At 66.3% G+C, this 18557-nt stretch carries 14 protein-coding genes; 9 read left to right on the top strand and 5 right to left on the bottom strand.

From position 1 onward, the window contains the following. On the bottom strand, positions 1-1676 hold a 1676-nt coding region (locus E1261_RS30670; protein ID WP_165952703.1), incomplete at its 3' end, for a DUF222 domain-containing protein. Positions 1677-2264: 588 nt separating this feature from the next. Here E1261_RS30670 and E1261_RS30665 point away from each other — a divergent pair. Genes E1261_RS30665 through E1261_RS30645 form a run of 5 tightly spaced genes read left to right on the top strand, consistent with a single transcriptional unit; the run spans position 2265 to position 7846 of the window. Beyond that, the gene (locus tag E1261_RS30665) at positions 2265-4133 is read left to right on the top strand and encodes an ABC transporter substrate-binding protein (RefSeq protein ID WP_132412694.1); all 1869 of its coding nucleotides are present in this window, start codon (positions 2265-2267) and stop codon (positions 4131-4133) included. Beyond that, positions 4130-5227 carry an ABC transporter permease gene (locus tag E1261_RS30660; RefSeq protein WP_132412692.1) on the top strand — a complete coding sequence of 366 codons (1098 nt, stop codon included), beginning with the start codon at positions 4130-4132 and terminating at the stop codon, positions 5225-5227. The genes E1261_RS30665 and E1261_RS30660 overlap by 4 nt, the downstream gene beginning before the upstream one ends. Beyond that, on the top strand, positions 5228-6109 hold the full coding sequence (locus E1261_RS30655; RefSeq protein ID WP_132412690.1) for an ABC transporter permease: 882 nt from the start codon (positions 5228-5230) through the stop codon (positions 6107-6109). Further along, positions 6102-6962, top strand: coding sequence for an ABC transporter ATP-binding protein (locus E1261_RS30650; RefSeq protein WP_238176534.1), 861 nt, complete (start codon positions 6102-6104; stop codon positions 6960-6962). Before E1261_RS30655 ends, E1261_RS30650 begins: the two co-directional genes overlap by 8 nt. After that, positions 6959-7846, top strand: coding sequence for an ABC transporter ATP-binding protein (locus E1261_RS30645; protein ID WP_132412688.1), 888 nt, complete (start codon positions 6959-6961; stop codon positions 7844-7846). Before E1261_RS30650 ends, E1261_RS30645 begins: the two co-directional genes overlap by 4 nt. A gap of 1 nt (position 7847) precedes the next feature. Here the strand turns inward: E1261_RS30645 and E1261_RS30640 are convergent, their stop codons facing one another. Beyond that, a complete protein-coding gene (locus E1261_RS30640; RefSeq protein ID WP_132412686.1) occupies positions 7848-9884 on the bottom strand; it encodes a phosphocholine-specific phospholipase C in 2037 nt (678 codons plus the stop codon). Between the two features lie 183 nt (positions 9885-10067). Then, positions 10068-12170, bottom strand: coding sequence for a M6 family metalloprotease domain-containing protein (locus tag E1261_RS30635; protein ID WP_238176533.1), 2103 nt, complete (start codon positions 12168-12170; stop codon positions 10068-10070). A gap of 171 nt (positions 12171-12341) precedes the next feature. Between E1261_RS30635 and E1261_RS30630 the strand changes: the two genes are divergently transcribed. From E1261_RS30630 to E1261_RS30620, 3 genes are read left to right on the top strand one after another with little or no spacing between them, the layout of a single operon-like run. Next, positions 12342-13700, top strand: a complete 1359-nt coding sequence (locus tag E1261_RS30630) for an NAD-dependent succinate-semialdehyde dehydrogenase (protein WP_132412684.1) — start codon at positions 12342-12344, stop codon at positions 13698-13700. A 57-nt stretch (positions 13701-13757) separates the two neighbouring features. After that, a complete protein-coding gene (locus tag E1261_RS30625) occupies positions 13758-15116 on the top strand; it encodes a tetratricopeptide repeat protein (RefSeq protein ID WP_132412682.1) in 1359 nt (452 codons plus the stop codon). A gap of 54 nt (positions 15117-15170) precedes the next feature. Further along, a complete protein-coding gene (locus E1261_RS30620) occupies positions 15171-16103 on the top strand; it encodes a trypsin-like serine peptidase (protein ID WP_132412680.1) in 933 nt (310 codons plus the stop codon). Here the strand turns inward: E1261_RS30620 and E1261_RS30615 are convergent. After that, positions 16091-16570: a winged helix-turn-helix transcriptional regulator gene (locus E1261_RS30615; protein ID WP_132412678.1), complete on the bottom strand. Its 480-nt coding sequence runs from the start codon at positions 16568-16570 to the stop codon at positions 16091-16093. The two genes, E1261_RS30620 and E1261_RS30615, sit on opposite strands and share 13 nt — an antisense overlap. A 64-nt stretch (positions 16571-16634) precedes the next feature. Between E1261_RS30615 and E1261_RS30610 the strand changes: the two genes are divergently transcribed. Then, positions 16635-17144: a PaaI family thioesterase gene (locus tag E1261_RS30610; protein WP_132412676.1), complete on the top strand. Its 510-nt coding sequence runs from the start codon at positions 16635-16637 to the stop codon at positions 17142-17144. Here the strand turns inward: E1261_RS30610 and E1261_RS30605 are convergent. Further along, entirely contained in the window at positions 17133-18386 is a 1254-nt protein-coding gene (locus E1261_RS30605) for an aspartate aminotransferase type Ic (RefSeq protein ID WP_238176532.1), read from the bottom strand. The two genes, E1261_RS30610 and E1261_RS30605, sit on opposite strands and share 12 nt — an antisense overlap. Positions 18387-18557 lie beyond the last annotated feature (171 nt).

Genomic DNA, 18557 nt, shown 5'->3' with positions numbered 1-18557 from the left:
GTGTTGGTGCCCCAGGGGTCGAAATCACTGGGCGCGTGAGCGAGCAGTCGAGCCCGGAAGGCTTCGCGGTCGGCGGCTCGCGCTGGGTCGGCGAGGCTGCTGGGGGCGGGGAGCCGGCCGGGTTGTTCGTGGGTCGGGTTGGTGCTGGCTCTGCGGGTACTTGCACCGGCGTTGCCGCTGTCGCTGGCCGTGTTTTCGCCCCAGCAGTTGACGTTGGCATTGGTGGTGGTGCTGGCGTGCGGGTTGGCTGAGCTGTCGCTGGCCGTGCTTTCACCCCAGCAGCTAGTACTGGAGCTGTTGGTGCTGCCATCGGCCGTGCTGGCGTTGACCCTGCTCCCGTCGACCGTGCTGGGACTGCTCGTGGTGGCACCGGCGTTGGTGGTGCTGGGACTGTCGCCGCTGGGGGTAGGCGCAGGCGTGACCCAGCCGATCAGAGCGGCGAGTGCGGCGCGGTCGGGCACGGGTGGTGGGTCGGCCCAGGATGGGCGGGTGACCTGGACACCTGCTGCGGTGATCGAGATCGCCCATTGACCGTTGTGGACCGCGCGATGGTGGGCGGAACACAGCAGCGCGAGGTTTTGGAGGCTGGTGGGGCCGCCTTCGGCCCAATGGGTCAGGTGATGGGCGTGGCACATCCACGGCGGTGCCTGACACACCACACAACCCTTGTCCCGCTTGTTCAACGCCCGGCGAATGTACCGGTTCACGAATCGCTGCTCCCTGCCGACGTCCAACGGCTGCGAGTCACCGCCCAAGACGATGGGCAGGACGGCGGCGTCGCAGGCCAGGAGCCGGACGGCACCGGCGGACAGGTTGTCGCCGAAGACCAGTTCACCTACCGCGCCAGCTCCCGTCGTACCGGTTCCGCCGCCGAGGGCGGCTGGGGCTGCGGCGAGGGCGGCTTTGAGGTCGTTGAAGTCGATGGTGACGGTGATGTGTGGGACGCCGGGGTGGTCGGGGTTGCCGGCGGCGGCGTCCATGGTCGCTTTCAGTGCGTCGGCTTGTCGCTGGTCCTGGGTTCGTGGGTCGCGTTCGCCGTCGATGGTCTTGTGGGGTTTGGATCCTTGGTGGATCTGGGTCTGGAGTTGTTCGCCGCTGGCACCGGCCAGGAATCCGGTGAACTTGACCCCGCCGTCGGTCTGCCGCAACCGCAGGAACTCCTTGCTGGCGGCTTCGTCTTCGGCTGGTTCGGGGCCGTCGGTGTCCAGTCTGGCCAGTACGTCTTGCCCGAACTTGGCGAGTTCGCGGGGGTTCGAGATGCGGGCCATGTCGACCATTTGTTCCTCGGCCACGGCCAGGGTCTCAACCGGCGTACTCGACGGCGCCTTCTCCAGGGTCCCCACGATGATCTTGGCCAGGTCAGAGCGCACGACCGCGGAACGCGTCGGATCGGCAGGATCAGGCATCGCGGCTGCCACCAGCGGGTACTTGCGCAGATTGGCCGTGAACGCGAGGTCTTTACGGACTTCGCGACGGTCGAGCCGGTAGCGTTCCGAGACCAGTTCGATGGTGTCCCGGGCACCCAGCTCCTGGGCTGCGCCCATCTCTTCCAGCCGGCCCATGGTCTGCAGCTCATCGGCCTTCAGCAGGGCCTTGGCAGCCTGAATGGTGTCCAGACGCGTCAGCAGTTCGCTGCTGCTCTGGGTGTACACCGGGGGCATCGCCAAGATCTCCATACCCCAAAGCTTAGACACCCCCACCGACACTTTTCGAGCCGAGAAGCCCTTATTTACAAGGGAATGTGTGGGCTGTTTGTGGGCTGGTTGCACACTCAACTTGCCCATACGTCCACCGCCAATGCTGCTTTGGAGGGCACGCCCTGTTCGGTCGCCGGCGTAGATGCTGGTTCCGGCGAGAGCGTCGAGTGAATCCTTGCCTCGGGCAACGAGTGCGGCAGAGCAGCCCTCCGTCCCGAAACAGCGGGCGACAGCAATGCCCAGTCCGGAGCTGGCGCCGGAGACGGTCCGCGCAAACGGGGAGTACCACGACCGGGCGGAGTGACGTGCCGTAGTCGTGGCGGTCCTCGAAACCTTCGGATTGGCCGGTTTCGGTCACCGTCACGGTCGGATCGATCTGTTGCGTCGTCACGGACAGCGAAACATCGTTGTCAGAGGTTGGTATATCGACTGATCTGCGGGTTTGGCCTCAGTTTTGCAACGTGGCAACGAACTCTTGCCAACGTTGTCAACGCTACTTATAGTCCGTGGCACCTCTCGGTCGGTGATGCCGTGGTCAACGCAACGGAAACTGAGGTGACTTTCGTCATGAACACAGTCCCTGACAGGAACAGCGCGTCCGCCAGCAACGAAGGGCCGCGCCCGCAGTACGAAGACGTCGCCGAGGTCGTCCGCTACCAGCTCAGCCGCCGCAGTCTGGTCGGCGGCGGTGCGGCGGCGGCTCTGACCGGTCTGCTGGCCGCGTGTTCCGGTGGTGGTTCGTACTCGGACAAGCCTGCCAACGACAAGCCTGTCGCGACCAAGTCGGTCCAGATCGGCAAGGCCAACATCCCGACGCCACGGGACCAGACGCTGATCGTCGGGCAGGTCGAGTTCACGGTCTTCGACAGTTTCAACAACCTGATCCCGAACGGCGCGCCCGGCAGCGGTGGCTACGAGATGTGCCGCGAAGCGATGTTCTACCTGAGTTTCGCGACCGGTGAGCTGACTCCCTGGCTGGCCACCGGGTACAAGTACAACGCCGGCAACACCGAGCTGACGATCACCTTCGATCCGGCGGCGAAGTGGAGCGACGGGAAGCCGCTCACCGCGAACGACTTCAAGTTCACCGTGATGCTGCTGCGCGACCGTCCGGAGCTGTTCGGTGGCGGCGGCGAGCTGAAGGAGTTCGTCAAGGACGTCGAGGTTCCGGACCCGCAGACCGCGGTGATCAAACTGACCAAGGCGACGCCACGGTTCCACTACAACTTCATCTCCGCGATCTACGCCGGGTTCGACATCATGCCCGAGCACATCTGGAAGCCGCAGGATCCGACGAAGTTCAAGAACAACCCGCCGGTCAAGAGCGGCCCGTACAAGCTCAAGCAGGCGATCCGGAACCAGAAGATGTTCGTCTGGGAGAAGGATCCGAACTACTGGAACAAGGGCAAACTCGACGTCGGGCCCCAGTACGTCGTCTATCAGAGCACGTCGAAACAGGCCGACCAGGCCGCACTGGCTTTCGAGCGGGCCGAGTTCGACGTCGGCTCGATCGACGAGCAGCACGCCAAGCAGTTGCGCAACACCGGCTACCCGAACCTGGTCACCACCCAGTTCAACGACCCGAACCCGCGGGTGATGTGGCTGAACTGCGACCCGTCGCGCGGTGTCATCTCGGAGCCGAAGATGCGCTGGGCGATCAACTACTGCCTGGACCGGGAGAAGATCGGCAAGTCGATCTGGCAGGTCGAGGTGCCGCCGGCGATCTACCCGTGGGCGGACTACCCGACCAACGAGAAGTGGAAGAACGACGAGATCGCGAACAAGTACAAGTTCGAGTTCAACCCGCAGAAGGCCACCGAGCTGCTCGACGAGATCTGCCCGAAGAACGGCGCCGGGAAGCGGGCGTACAAGGGCAAGGAGGTCAACCTCGAGATCATCACCGCCTCCCCGGTCGACGGTGGTGAGTACGCGATCGCCAACGTGCTCAAGACCGAGCTGGCGAAGGTCGGCGTACCGGCGACGCTGCGCAGTCTGTCCGGCAGTGTGCACGGTGAGAAGTTCGAGCGCGGTGAGTACGACATCGACTCGAACTGGGCCGGGATCTCGTTCGATCCCGCGCAGATGTACGCCGACTGGGAGAGCACCCGGGCGCAGCCGATCGGCAAGAACGCCGCCGGCAAGAACAAGATGCGCTACCGGAACCCGAAGTTCGACGAACTGTCGCGCAAGCTGGCCGCGATGGACCCGGCCGCGCCGGAGGCGAAGCCGCTGCTCGACCAGGCGCTGGAGATCTACTTCCAGGACCTGCCGCTGCTGCCGGTGATCCAGACCGGCTATCCGTCGTACTTCAACACCGCGTTCTGGACCGGCTGGCCGACCGACGAGGACCTGTACCAGGTGCCGCTGAACTGGTGGCAGCACTTCATGTTCATCATGGCCAAGATCAAGCCCACCGGGCAGAAGGGGCCGGCGTGACGGCGGAGGCCCCGCCGGCGGTTGCTACAGGCAACAGCCAGGAATCCGCATCCCCGGCGTCGGGGGTGCGGGCCTGGATGTCGCGGCACCCGCTGGCGGCGTACGCCGTCCGCCGGTTCGGGCTGTACCTGGTGGAGCTGTGGGGCGCGCTCACCATCGCGTTCTTCTTCTTCCGCCTGATGCCCGGTGACCCGATCCAGACGCTGATCCAGAGCCTGCAGCAGAACTACATCTACAACCAGCAGGCCTCGGCCGAGATCATCGCCCGGTACCGCGCCGAGTTCGGCCTGGACGGGAACCTGCTCTCGCAGTACCTGGTGTACATGAAGAAACTGATCCTGCACGGCGATCTCGGGCCGTCGCTGATCAGCTACCCGACACCGGCCCAGGACGTGATCCTGCGATCGTTGCCATGGACAATCGGTCTGCTCGGGATCGCCGCCGTACTGTCCTGGATCTTCGGCCTGGCGCTCGGCGCGGTCGCGGGCTGGCGGCGCGGCAAGCTCGGGTCGCGGATCATGACGAACCTGTCGATCGCGCTCTCGCACGTCCCGTTCTTCTTCGTCGCGCTGATCCTGGTCTACATCTTCGCGTACTCGCTGGGCTGGCTACCCGCCCGCTCGGCGTACGACTCCAACATCAATCCGGGCTTCAGCCTGGCCTTCATCGGCAGCCTGCTCAAGTACGGATTGCTGCCAGGGTTGTCGATCGTGCTGATCGGGACCTTCGGGTGGATCCTGTCGACGCGGATGCTGATGGTGCCCGTTCTCGGCGAGGACTACCTCGTGTACGCCGAAGCCAAGGGTCTCAAGCCGTGGCGGATCCTGACCCGGTACGCGTTGCGCAACTGCTACCTGCCGCAGGTCACCGCGTTCGGTATCTCGCTCGGCTTCATCTTCAACGGCAACGTCCTGGTCGAGCAGCTGTTCAACTATCCGGGTCTCGGGACGACGCTCGTGACCGCGATCCAGCAGCTGGACTTCAACACGATTCTCGGCGTCACGGATATCGCGATCTTCTCCGTGCTGACCGCGGTTCTCCTGCTCGATCTCCTCCTCCCACTACTTGACCCTCGGGTCAAATACTGGAAGTAGATGCCGATGCGAATCCTGATAGCTGTACTACGGACGATCCGGAACAGCCCGCGCCTGGCGATCGGGCTGGCGATCCTGCTGGTGATGGTGCTGGTCGCGGTGTTCAGCCCGCTGATCGTGAAGGGGATCGGCGGATCGACGGATCCGCTGGAGCTGGCGGCGTACGAGCGGTGGCTGGTACCCGGGCCCGATCATCTGCTCGGGACCGACCAGTTCGGGCGTGATGTGCTGGCGATGGTGGTGAGCGCTCTCTCGGTGTCGCTGCAGATCGGGGCGATCGCGGGCGTGATCTCGACCGTGGTCGGTGTGATCGTTGCGTTCGTGGCGGGCTACAAGGGTGGCTGGATCGACGGGATCTTGTCGACGTTCACCGGGATCCTGCTGGTGATCCCGACGTTCCCGCTGCTGATCGCGCTCTCTGCGTACGCCAAGAACGTGAGTCTGTTCCAGGTCGGCGTGATGATCTCGATCTTCTCCTGGCCGTTCGCGGCCAAGACGATCCGCGCGCAGGTGCTGAGTCTGCGCTCTCGCCCGTACGTCGATCTGGCCCGGGTCAGCAAGGCCCGTGATCTTGAGATCATCACGACCGAGTTGCTGCCGAACCTGCTCCCGTTCATCGGCGTCGGGTTCGCGTCGTCGGCGCTGGGTGCGATCTTCGGCCTGGTCGGGCTCGAGGTGATCGGGCTCGGTCCCGGAGGCGTGATCGACCTCGGGCAGATCATCTTCAACGCGATCAACACCGGTGCGCTGACGCTGGGGGCCTGGCCGATGTTCGTGGTCCCGATCGTCTTGCTGACCTTGCTGTTCGCCGCGCTGAACATGGTGAACATCGGGCTCGAAGAGGTCTACAACCCACGGCTGAGGGGAGTGGCCGGTGAGTGAATCGGTGAAAGAATCCGCCAAGCACAAGGGGACCGCGAGCGACTCCGGGTCGGTGCTGGAGATCAAGGGTCTCGACGTCACCTACTCGACCAGCCGAGGCGACGTCCAGGCAGTGCGTGGGCTCGATCTCGCCGTCCGCCGCGGCGAGATCCTGGGGATCGCGGGGGAGTCGGGCAGCGGGAAGAGCACGCTCGCCGTGGCGCTGCTGCGGCTGCTGAAACCGCCGGGCAAGGTGACGGCCGGGTCGGTGATGTTCCGGCCGGCCGGGCGATCGCCCGTGGACCTGCTCAAGGTGAACGGTGAGGAGCTCCGGGTCCTGCGGTGGAGCGCTCTCTCGTATCTTCCGCAGGGATCCATGAGTTCGCTGAATCCCGTGATGCGCGTTCAGGACCAGTTCAAGGACGTGATCCTGGAACACGCTCCGGCGCGCAAGGACTCACTCGGTGAGCTGATCCCGCGCCTCCTGAGTCAGGTGGGTCTCGAGCCGCGCGTTGCTCGGATGTACCCGCACGAGCTTTCCGGTGGAATGAAGCAACGCGTCCTGATGGCGATCGCGGTCGCGCTGGAACCTGATCTCGTGATCGCGGACGAACCGACCACCGCCATGGACGTGACGATCCAGCGGGTGATCCTGCAGTCGCTCGCCGATCTGCGCACCGACTTCGGTGTCACGCTGATGGTGATCTCGCACGACATGGGCGTGCACGCGCAACTGGCCGACCGGGTCGCGGTGATGTACGAAGGCCGGTTGGTCGAGGTCGGCGACGTACGGCAGGTGTTCAAGGATCCACAGGATCCCTACACCCGGCAGCTGATCGAGTCCATTCCGCAGGTCGGAAGGAGAACCTCGTGAAGTCCGAACTCGAGCTTCGCAATGTCCAGCAACGGTTTCACGCTCGTGGGGTCGCGGCCGGCTACATCACCGCGGTCGACGACGTGAGCTTCACGCTCGCAGCCCAGCCGCCGCAGGTCGTCAGCCTCGTCGGCCAGAGCGGCAGCGGCAAGAGCACGATCGCCCGGAACGTTCTGGGTCTCCAGAAACCGACCTCAGGATCCGTTCTCTACGGCGGCAAGGACATCTTCAAACTCAGCCGCGCCGAGTACGACGCCTATCGGCGCGATGTGCAACCGGTGTTCCAGGATCCGTACGCGATCTTCAATCCGTTCTACCGCGTTGATCGCGTGCTCTGGAAAGCGGTGAACAAGTTCGGCCTGACCAAGAGCCGTTCCAAGGGCCTGGCGCTGATCGAGGAATCCCTGAGAGCAGTGCGTCTCGAGCCCGAGAACGTTCTCGGGCGTTACCCGCATCAGCTCTCCGGTGGTCAGCGCCAGCGGATCATGCTGGCCCGGGTGCACATGCTGCGGCCGTCGTTCATCATCGCCGACGAACCGGTCTCGATGCTGGATGCCCAGGTCCGCAAGCACTTCCTGGACATCCTGCTCGACTTCCAGCGTGAGCACGGCATGACCACGCTCTTCATCACCCACGACCTGTCCACCGTCTACTACCTCGGTGGCGAGGTCATGGTGATCACCAAGGGCGAGATCGTCGAACGCGGTCCCGTGTCCACGGTGATGCACGAGCCCTCCCACCCGTACACCAAACTCCTCCTCGACTCCATCCCGCAACCCGACCCCGACCGGCGCTGGACGAACCGCATCACCGTCGACGAACTCGAGGACCAGGAGCGTGCCGACGCCAAGGCTGCCCCGGCGCCGGAAGCTCCCATCCTGTAAGTCAGACGGTGCGGATGGCTGGGTCGCTGAGGCCGGGGAGGCCGGTCTCGACGTGGCCGGCGAAGCGGCGTTGGTACGACGGATCGGTCGGAGTCGTGACCGTGACGTCGTACCAGCGGCGGGTGGTGGTGATCAGGTGAGTGGTCTGACCCGGCCTGAGGCTGAGGGTCCTGGGCGTGCCGCCGTAGGCGTTGGTGATGGTGACCTTGCGGGCGACGTCGGTGGTGAAGGTGAGCTTGACGTCGCCGGTGTGGGTGTCGCGGGCGGTGACCTCCAGAGCCGTGGCGGGCTTGCCCTTGAAGGCGCGGAGGAAGCCGTTCGCACTGTGCACGGTCAGGTCGTAGACGCCGCCGTACGCGGTGGCGTTCCAGCTGTCGGAGAGCGTCTTGCCGGCCGAGGTCGTGTAGGTCCACGGGCCGTCCGTGCGGTTGTACGCGGTGACGAGGAACTGCGCACCGGCACGCGCACCGGACGAGAACGTCAGCGTGTAGCGGCCGCCGGCCGAGGCGCCGTCGACGATGGATGCGTAGGGCAACGGCCTGGTACGGCGGGAGCCGCGTTCCTGCCCGGGGAGTTCGCCCAGCGGGGGCGACGTCGGCACGTAGGTCGGGTGCCGCTCGTTGTCCGGCGGCTCGTAGGCCGAGGTGTCGGGGAGCGGGGCCGGGCGGCTGTCCGCCGTACCGAAATCGAAGGCGGAGGTCAGGTCACCGCAGATCGCCCGTCGCCACGGCGAGATGTTCGGCTCCTCGACGCCGAAGCGCTTCTCCATGAAGCGGATGACCGAGGTGTGGTCGAAGACCTCGGAACACGTGTAGCCGCCGGTGCTCCACGGCGAGACCACGATCATCGGCACCCGGGGACCGAGACCGTACGGGCCGGCGCCGTACCGCTTGTCGCCGGCGAAGTTGTCCGGGCCGACATCGACGGTGGACAAGCCCTGATTGGCATCGGCCGGCGGGAACGGCGGGACGATGTGGTCGAAGAAGCCGTCGTTCTCGTCGTAGGTGACGAAGAGCGCGGTCTTGCTCCAGACCTTCGGGTTCGAGGTGAGGGCGTCGAGGACGCGCGAGATGTACCAGGCGCCGTAGTTGGTCGGCCAGTTGGAGTGCTCGCTGAACGCCTCGGGCGCCGCGATCCAGGAGATCTTCGGGAGCCGGTTGGCCTTCACATCCGCGCGAAGCTGGCCGAAGTAGTCCTCACCGGCCTTGGCGTTCGTCCCCGTGCGGGCCTTCTCGAAGAGCGGGTCGCCGGGCTTCGCGTTGCGATAGTTATTGAAGTAGAGCAACGAGTTGTCACCGTAGTTGCCGCGGTAGGCGTCGTCGATCCAGCCCCAGCTGCCCGCCGCGTCCAGCCCGTCGCCGATGTCCTGGTACACCTTCCACGAGACACCGGCCTGCTCGAGACGCTCCGGGTACGTCGTCCAGCCGTAGCCAAGCTCGTCGTTGCCGAGAACCGGACCGCCGCCGGTGCCGTCGTTCCCGGTGTAGCCGCTCAGCAGGTAGTACCGGTTCGGGTCGGTCGCGCCGATGAACGAGCAGTGGTACGAGTCGCAGAGCGTGAACTTGTCCGCGAGCGCGTAGTGGAACGGCATGTCCTCGCGGGTCAGATACGCCATCGTGGCGACGTGGCCCTTGCCCGGGATCCAGTTGTCGTAGTTGCCGCGGTTGATCGCCGCGTGCCCGTCCGGCCAGCTGTGTGGCAAGCCGGTCAGGAACTGCAGCCCGAGGTCGTCCGCGTCCGGGTGGAACGGCGGGACCTCCTTGCCGGCCTTGTCGCGCTGGTAGAACACCGGCCGTCCGTTCGGCATCACCACCGGCCGCGGATCACCGAACCCGCGAACCCCCTTCATGGTGCCGAAGTAGTGGTCGAACGACCGGTTCTCCTGCATCAGTACGACGATGTGCTCGACGTCGTTGATATCGCCGTACCGGTGCTGCGCCGGGATCGCTGCGGCCTGCCCGATGCTGTTCGCCATCGCAGCGAAACCGGCCGAGGCGCCGGCCAGTTGCAGGAACCTGCGGCGATTGATGTCTGGCATGCGTGTCTCCTGTCGGACGGGTGGGGCGGATGGAGTGTCAACCACCAGCACTGCATCGCAGGCACCCTAACCTGAACGATTAACCGACGGAAGATGAACGTTCCTGTTCTCAGCTGAGCAGTTGCAAACTGTTCTGAGCAGACATGGCTCCGCCCCGGCCGTGAGGGCCAGGGCGGAGGACGGTCAGCGCTTGATGGCTATGCAGGTGGCGGTGGTGGTTTTTGAGGGGTCGCTCTCGGACTTGGCGGTCAGGGTGATCTTGGCGACCGGGGCGGTGCCGGGCTTGGTGTGGACGGGGACGGTGACCTGCTGGCCGGCGTCGGCTGTGGTGAGGGCGTTGGGGAGGGCGACTGTCCAGTCCTTGCCGTTCACCTTGGCGGACAGGCGGTAGACGTCACCCTTCAGGTACTTCGCGACGTCCTCGGGGTGCTCTGATGTGGCGCCGGCCTTGCCGGTGTTGGTGAGCTTGAAGTTGCAGGTCTGGACACCGGCACGACCCGGTACGGCGACGGCCGGCTGCACGCGGACTCCGCGCTTCTGCGCCCCGGAACCGTCGAGCGAGCGGATGGCGACCGTGTACGACAGCACGCCGGCCGCGTCCCGCCGTACGTTGGTGATGTAGAAGTGCAGGCGGTTCGGGGTGTCGGTGTACTCGTACTCGCTGCCCGAGTTCGTGCCGGCGTGGAAGAGGGCGTCGGACAGCTGGCGGTAGTCGCCGATCGTGATCGGGACCTTGGTGCCGTCCGGCAGGACGTAGTCGGTCATGTTGATGTCCTGCGGGTTGGCGTCGATGACCCATTCGAACGGCGCCGCGTCCTGGTTCTTGGTCTTCGCCAGCAGGACGCCGGAGTCGGGCGTGAACGAGTCCGTGCCCATCCGGTCGACGACCTCGACCGTGTAGTTGTGGTACCCGCGGCCGTCGCAGAACGGATCCTTCGCTACGTCGCACGCCGGTGCGAGGTCACCGCCACCACCGAGCTGGATGTTGACGCCGGACAGTCCCTTCGCCCCCGGGTCGACCGCCCGTGCGGTGACGTCCGCGACCACGACTCCGGAGGTCGCGAGCGCCTCCCGGGACAGTCGCAGGACGTTCTGCTCATCGACCATCTCGAGCTTGATCTTGTTGCGCAGCATGTGTTGTGCGCCCATCGAGGCACCACCGGTCGCCGGGATCATCCACCGGCTGTGCGGACCGCCAGGGCCGTTGAAGGTGCCGCGGCTGAGCATCTCCCAGATCCCGGAGTACGCGCGCCGCGGCGGCACGCCGTACGGGTTGTTGTAGTTGTCACCGATGCCGAGGATGTGGCTGAACTCGTGCGCGAAGACGCCCATCCCGGAGCTCTCGGCCTGCGTCGACGATCCGCCACCGGCGTTCGGCCAGATCGTCGAACCGGCGGCCCAGGACGTCCACTCGACGTACCGGGTGTTCGACCAGTTCGGCATCGCGGGGTCCGGCGGGCCGAACTCGTCGCTGACGTCCTCCTTGGTCGGGAACTTCATCATCCCGAACTCCTGCCAGGTCGAGGACTCGTCCTGACCGGCGCTGAGGAAGAACACGAAGTCGAACCCGGCCGGCACCTCCGGGCCCTCGTCCGCGACCCAGGCGGCGCGCCCGTCGGTGCGGATGTTTCTGGTGCAGGTGTCCGCGGCCGGGCAGTCGCTCGGCTTCTGCATCTCCATGGCGTACTCGTGCGACTTGCCTGGCATCCGGTACGGGCCGAACGCGGTGAGGTCGACGCCGTACCGGCCGGCGGAGTCCTCCATCCAGTACTCGTGCAGTGTGTGCCCACGGTTCAGCTGACCGGGCGTGTTCAGGAAGTTCTTGTAGAACTGCGCAGTCTGCTCCCGCGGTACGCCGCTCGCCTCGGCACTCGGGTTGCCGAACACGGTCGAGCCCTTGGGCTTGGTGATGACGAAGTCCTGGTTCGGGTAGTCGAGCAGCACCAGCGCACCCTTGAACGTGCGCTTCGACCCCTTGACGTTCGGGTCGGCCCAGTTCGTCCCGGGCGGCTTCTTGTAGTCGGACCACGTCATGTGGTCCGGGTTCTCCCAGTTCTGCGGATCGATCGGACCCGGCAAACCCTCCGGCGCCGCACTGGCGATCCGCTGCGCCGGCCCCGACTCCTGCCAGGGCTGCTGCTGCGGCCAATGCGGGTACTGCCAGGCATTCGCGGGGTCCGGGGGAGCGGTCGCACTCGGCGACGCAAGCGCCAGGCCCGGCGCCGAAATGGCAGCCAGCAGGGCGATCACACGCAGGGCGACTCGATACTTCCGTTGCTCAGACACGGGCGGGCATCCGATCGACGAGATGGGCGCGACAGCGCCACTCAAGGGACAGGGGCAAGCCATGAGCATGCCTCGCCAACACCCCTGACCACAACAAATGAGATGACTGTATACAGTATGTCGTCGAGTGGTTAGTCTGGCCGGGCATTGGCGGCGTGGGATGGAGGAGCTATGTACACGGTCACCGACCCGGCGACGGGTGTGCTGGTGGAGGAAGTGGCGAACTCGACGGCGGAGGAGGTTCGCGACGCGATCGGGCGGGTGCATGCGGCGTATCCGGGGTGGCGCGACCGGCCGGTGGCCGAGCGTGCGGGGATCGTGGGGCGGGCTGCGGACCTCTTCGAACAGCGGGCTCAGGAGCTCGCCTCGATCATGACGCAGGAGATGGGGAAGCGGGTCAACGAAGGGCTGGGCGAGGTTGGCATCGTCGTCGACATCTTCCGGTACTACGCGGAGCACGGGCCGGCGTTGCTCGCGGACGAACCGCTGGAGGTGAAGGGCGGCCGGGCGGTGATCACCAAGGGCCCGATCGGCGCGCTGCTGGGGATCATGCCGTGGAACTTCCCTTGCTATCAGGTGGCGCGGTTCGTGGCGCCGAACCTGGTGCTGGGGAACACGATCCTGCTCAAACACGCGTCGATCTGCCCGCGGTCGGCGCAGGCGATCGAGGACATCCTGCACGAGGCCGGCGTACCAAGAGATGTGTATGTGAACACGTACGCGTCGAGCCGGCAGATCCCGGCGATCCTGGCCGACGACCGGATCATGGGGGTCTCGCTGACCGGGAGTGAGCAGGCCGGGATCTCGGTCGCGGCCGAGGCCGGGAAGAACCTGAAGAAGACCGTGCTCGAACTCGGTGGTTCGGACCCGTTGATCATCCTCGACACCGCGGACATGGACGAGACGGTCAACGCCACCGCGACCGCGCGGATGCGGAACTGTGGCCAGTCGTGCAACGCGCCCAAGCGGATCATCGTCCTCGCCGACCTGTACGACGAGTACGTCGACCGCCTGACCAAGCGGGTGGCCGAGTACTACGTGCCGGGCGACCCGTCCGATCCCGAGACCAAACTGCCGCCGCTCGCCTCGATCGCGGCCGCCGACGAGGTCGCGGGCCAAATCGCCCGAGCGGTCGAACAAGGCGCAACCCTCCGAGCAGGCGGCCGTAGGATCGGCCCCGGCGCCTACCTGGAAGCGACCGTCCTGACCGACGTCGCGCCCGGCACGGACGCTTACTACGAAGAGATTTTCGGCCCGGTCGCGATCGTCTTCAAAGCCGCCGACGACGACGAGGCAGTCCGGATCGCCAACGACACGCCGTTCGGACTCGGCGCCAGTGTCTGGGGTACCGACCCGGACCGGCTGCGTCGCGTCGCGGATCGCATCGACGCCGGAATGGTCTACTTCAATCGCGCCGGCGGTTCCCAGGCCGACCTCCCCTTCGGCGGTATCAAACGCTCCGGCATCGGCCGCGAACTCGGCCCGGCCGGCATCGAGGAGTTCATGAACCACAAGTCGATCCGGCTCTGATGGCAGCTTGACGCCACGGCGCTCCCCGACGGCACCTGAGCGGCCAGAATTTTCGGTATGAGGGATGATCGGTTGGCCGCTGCCGTCGGGAACGCGTCGCTGCTGGGTATCGGGTACCTGTTGTTGCGGCGCTGGCGATTGGCGATCGCCGCGCAGTTGATGGCGGCTACGCTCGTGGCGTTGTTGCTCGTGGAGAAGGCGCTCTGGTGTGAGATCGCGCTGGCGGTGTGGTGGGTCGCCGTCGTGGTGCACGGCTGGACAGCGGCAGGCAAGCCCGGGACGCGATCCGTACGCGAGCAGCGGCTGATCGCCTTGTGTGTCACGGTTCCCGTGCTGCTGGCGGGCGTCTTCTTCCGCGTCGAGGCGGCCGGTATCCAGAGTGATGTTGCCGAGGCTCGCGAGGCCGGGGACTGTGCGGGCGTCACGGCTGCACAGCAGCGGGCCCGGTACGGCGACCGGGTCGCGGACGCGCCGGGAATCGAGCGGCTCGGTAGTGATGTCGAGGCGTGTGCGGAGCTGCAGCAGATCAAGTCCCGGTTGCAGAACACGTGGTCCGGCGACACCGAGATCCTCGCCGAGGAGTTCCAGAAGCTCGATGCGGTGCTGGCCAAGCCCGGGCAGAACAAGACAGTGGAGAAGGTGCTCGACGAGTACCTCGGCACAGTGACCAAGGGCGGCCCGTGCCCGACTGTCAAACTCGCTACCTGGCTGCGGAATCGTCACCAGAACCAGAGCGTGCTGGACAAGTCGCGCGCGATCGGCGACGGTCTCGTGCCCGATGCACAGTTCGCGTGCGCACAGTCCGAGGCCAAGGCCGGTCAGTGGCGAGCGGCGTCGTACCGGTATCAGGAGCTGATCGGGCAATACCCCAAGGCCGCGGTCACGCCCAAGGCGCGGGCCGCGCTGGCCGTGGCGACGCTGAAGGTGCAACTGCTCGACATCCGCAACCTGATCGAGGCCGGGGAGTACTGCGACAAGCCGGCCGCGTACGGCGGTGCGCCGCGGTACCGTCGTGGGGTGAACCGCGCGCTCTTCCTCGGCGAGCAGGAGGGCTACACCAGCCAGTTGCCAAGCCAGTGGAAGACCACCGTGCCGACCAACGCCTCGGTAGCGATCTGCACCGAAGCGGTGGAAGACGGACCGGCCATCACGACGTGTCCGTACGTCCGCGAGGGCTACGACTTCACTTTCTACCGCACGTTCCGCAAGGTCGTGGTTCCGGTGAAGATCTATGCGATGCGCACCGGCCGCCTGGTGAAGGCCGCCAAGGTGGTGATCGACGGTCCGTCCTGCCCCGCGGTCTACACCGACGACTCCGGTCTGCTTCCGATCGTCGGCGAGACGATTTCGACGCCGGTGGACCCGACGGCCGCGAACATCCGAGCTGCGTTTCAGCCGTTGCTGGTCCGCCCCTGAGGGCTTATTGTTTCGCGCACCTAATGTGACCGCCCAATCACTGTGAGGTGCACGATGCGATTCCGCCCTGTTTTTCCCGCCCTGCTGGCCATTACCTGCCTGACGGCGGGTGCCACGACCGCTACGGCGGCCGGCCCCTCAACCACTCATGAGGCTGCGACCACCAAGGCCCAGCAGTCTGCGGTGACGAATTTCTGGACCCCGGAGCGGATGCGATCCGCCGTACCGATCGACCAGCTTCTGACGCCGAAGCAGCGGATCAGTGCTCCGGTTGCTGCAGGTAAGGCGTCGACCGTCTCACCGACCGCGTTCCCGAGCGGAGGAGGCGCGTGGACCGGTGGCGGCAAGATCGTGGCGACCGAGGGCCGGGTGTTCTTCACCTACACCGGCCGTACGGCGTCCTGCAGTGGAACGGCGGTGACGAGCGGCAACAAGAGCACGGTCGTCACGGCCGGGCACTGCGTGAAGCTCGACGGTGCGTTCCACACCAACTGGGTGTTCGTCCCTGCCTATAACGCCGGTGCGACGCCGTACGGGACGTGGACCGCGAAGAAGACCTACGCCACCCCGCAGTGGGTGGCCAGCGAGGACATCAACTACGACGTCGGTGCCGCGGTGGTGAACCCGCTGAACGGCGCCAACCTGACCGATGTGGTCGGCGGGCAGGGGATCGCGTTCAACCAGGCGCGCGGCCAGAACATGTACGCCTTCGGCTACCCGGCAGCGGCGCCGTACGACGGCTCCAAGCTCATCTACTGCAGCGGCAAGGTGTTCAACGCGTTCATCTCCGACGGTCTCGGGATGACGTGTGACATGACCGGCGGCTCGAGTGGTGGCGGCTGGTTCCTGCAGTTCAGCGAGTCGACCGGCGCCGGCATCGTCAACTCGGTGAACAGCTACAAGATCAACTTCATCCCGACCTGGATGTTCGGCCCGTACTTCGGCGCCGACGCCCAGAACCTCTACAACACCGCTCAAGCAGGCTGATCTCTCCGGTGTGCGCCGGGTCCGGGACGCGCTGCGGCGTCGCGTGGTGAAGCCACGTGATGCCCGGCCGCGCACCGGACCTCGGTGTGCACGAGCGCACCGCACTCGCGGTGTGTGACCTCGACCGGCGACCCCTCGTCGCCGACCAGGTACTTGTCGCCCCAGTCGCGGATCGCGATCAGGATCGGGTAGAGGTCGCGCCCCTTGCCGGTCAGCCGGTACTCGAAGCGCTGCCGCGCGCCAGGCTCCTGGTACGGCGTTCGCTGCAGGATCCCGTGGTCGACCAGCGTGGCGAGCCGGTTCGACAGCACCTGCCGCGGCACGCCCGTATGGCTCCGCATGTCGTCGAAGCGGCGGACGCCGTTGAACACCTCGCGCAGGACGACGACCGTCCACCGCTCGCCGATGATCTCCATCGTCCGGCCGACCGGGCAGTTCTCCGCCGACCAATCCAGCGCGTTGTACATACGAGCATCTTAATGAGCCCTAAGTCTCGTTGACAGACCCAGCGTGGACTGTGAGGCTCGGCGCATGACGGAAATCCAGGACGGCACCCGCACCCGCACCTTCAGCTGGCCGGATCCGGCGGTGATCGCTTCCCGGATCGGCACCACGTCCGGACTCGAGATGCTGCAGGCGCTGCGGGACGGCGAGATCCCGGCACCACCGATCCTGCAGATGGTCGGGGCGACCGGGATCGAGGTCGAGGAGGGCCAGGTGACAGTCTTCATGCCGGCCCAGGAGTATCACTACAACCCGCTCGGCACAGTGCACGGCGGGGTGATCGCGACGCTGCTCGACACCGCCGCTGGCTGCACAGTCCACTCGACCTTGCCCGCCGGAACCGGCTACACGTCACTCGACTTGAACACGCGCTTCATCAAGCCGGTTACGGTGAAGTCCGGCGAGCTGCGTTGCACCGGTCAGATCATCAGCCGCGGCCGTCGTACCGCGGTGGCCGAAGCCCGGCTGGTGGACGAGCGCGGCACGCTGCTCGCGCACGCCACGTCCACCTGCCTGATCTTCGAGCTAGGCCAGTAGCTTCTCGGTTGCTGACAGCCGGACACACACCGTCAGGCCGGCAACCGCGGTCTCCAGCTCGTCGAGCTCCGGGTACGTCGGCGCGATCCGGATGATGCTGTCCGACGGGTCGTCGCCGTACGGGTGGGTGGCGCCGGCCGGGGTGAGCGCGATCCCGGCCGCCTTGGCCTTTGCAACGACGTCCGCGGCGCAGCCCTCGGGCACCCGCAGCGTGATGAAGTAGCCGCCGGTCGGTGCGTTCCAGGACGCGAACCCGCTGTCGCCGAGCTCGGCGGTGAGGATCTTGTCGACCGCCTCGAACTTCGGCCGGATCAGCCCGGCCAGCTGCCGCATGTGCTCGTGCAGCCCGTCGGCGTCGCGCAGGAACTGCACGTGCCGCAGCTGGTTGATCTTGTCCGGCCCGATGCTGCGCTTGACCGTGTGGCTCGCCCACCACTTCAGGTTCGCCGGGGAGGAGCCGAAGAACGCGACGCCGGCCCCGGCGAAGGTGATCTTCGAGCTCGACCCGAACACGAACACGCGATCCGCGTTCCCGTGCTCGGCAGCAAGAGCCAGTACGTCGGCCAGCTCCGCGTGCTCGTCGGTCAGGTGGTGCACGGCGTACGCGTTGTCCCAGAAGATCCGGAAGTCCGGAGCTGCCGTCGGCATCGCCGCCAGCCGGCGCACAGTCTCGGCCGAGTACGTCGTACCGTCCGGGTTGCTGTACTTCGGCACGCACCAGATGCCCTTGATCGAGGCGTCACCGGCGACCAGCCGCTCGACCTCGTCCATGTCCGGGCCGTCCGGGGTCAGCGCGACCGGGACCATCTTGATCCCGTAGCGCTCGCAGATCCCGAAGTGCCGGTCGTAGCCGGGAACCGGGCACAGGAAGGTGATCTCGTCCTCGTCGGCCCAGCGGCGCTCGGCGCCCGGCACCTGGCCGAGCAGCGCGAACACGATCGCGTCGTGCATCAGCTCGAGGCTGGAGTTGCCCGCGGCCAGCAGCTGGTCGGCCGGCACCTGCAGGTCGGCGGCGAAGATCGCCCGCAGCTCGGGCAGCCCGTTCAGCCCGCCGTAGTTGCGCAGGTCGGTCCCGTCGGCAGCCACCGGCCGCTCGAGCGCACCGAGGATCGCGTCGGCGAGATCGAGCTGTCGCGGCGACGGTTTACCACGGGTCAGGTCGAGCTTCAGCCCCTTCGCGGCAAGCGCGTCGTACTCCGCCTGGGCGCTGTCCCGCTGCGCCGTCAACTCTTCCACCGTCAAGGCTGAACCACCCACGACATTTCCCTTCGCTGCAATGTTACGCACAGCTTAATGGGACGTGACGGTTCGCTATACCACGGGTCAGCGGCGTCCGCAGTTGGGGAACTTCGGGTCCCACGGCGGGCAGTCCGGACCACCCGGCGGCTTGGTCGTGGGCGGGATGGGGAGCGT

It is taken from the genome of Kribbella albertanoniae, from assembly GCF_004348455.1.
GTDB classification, from domain to species: Bacteria; Actinomycetota; Actinomycetes; order Propionibacteriales; family Kribbellaceae; genus Kribbella; species Kribbella albertanoniae.
This window is presented reverse-complemented; position numbering and strand designations above follow the sequence as displayed.

What these genes read in the sequence shown, in the direction of transcription:
- E1261_RS30665 (WP_132412694.1), top strand. Translation starts at nt 2,265, where the DNA reads ATGAACACAGTCCCTGACAGGAACAGCGCGTCCGCCAGCAACGAAGGG.
- E1261_RS30655 (WP_132412690.1), top strand. Translation starts at nt 5,228, where the DNA reads ATGCCGATGCGAATCCTGATAGCTGTACTACGGACGATCCGGAACAGC.
- E1261_RS30640 (WP_132412686.1), bottom strand. Translation starts at nt 9,884, where the DNA reads ATGCCAGACATCAATCGCCGCAGGTTCCTGCAACTGGCCGGCGCCTCG.
- E1261_RS30630 (WP_132412684.1), top strand. Translation starts at nt 12,342, where the DNA reads ATGTACACGGTCACCGACCCGGCGACGGGTGTGCTGGTGGAGGAAGTG.
- E1261_RS30625 (WP_132412682.1), top strand. Translation starts at nt 13,758, where the DNA reads ATGAGGGATGATCGGTTGGCCGCTGCCGTCGGGAACGCGTCGCTGCTG.
- E1261_RS30620 (WP_132412680.1), top strand. Translation starts at nt 15,171, where the DNA reads ATGCGATTCCGCCCTGTTTTTCCCGCCCTGCTGGCCATTACCTGCCTG.
- E1261_RS30615 (WP_132412678.1), bottom strand. Translation starts at nt 16,570, where the DNA reads ATGTACAACGCGCTGGATTGGTCGGCGGAGAACTGCCCGGTCGGCCGG.
- E1261_RS30610 (WP_132412676.1), top strand. Translation starts at nt 16,635, where the DNA reads ATGACGGAAATCCAGGACGGCACCCGCACCCGCACCTTCAGCTGGCCG.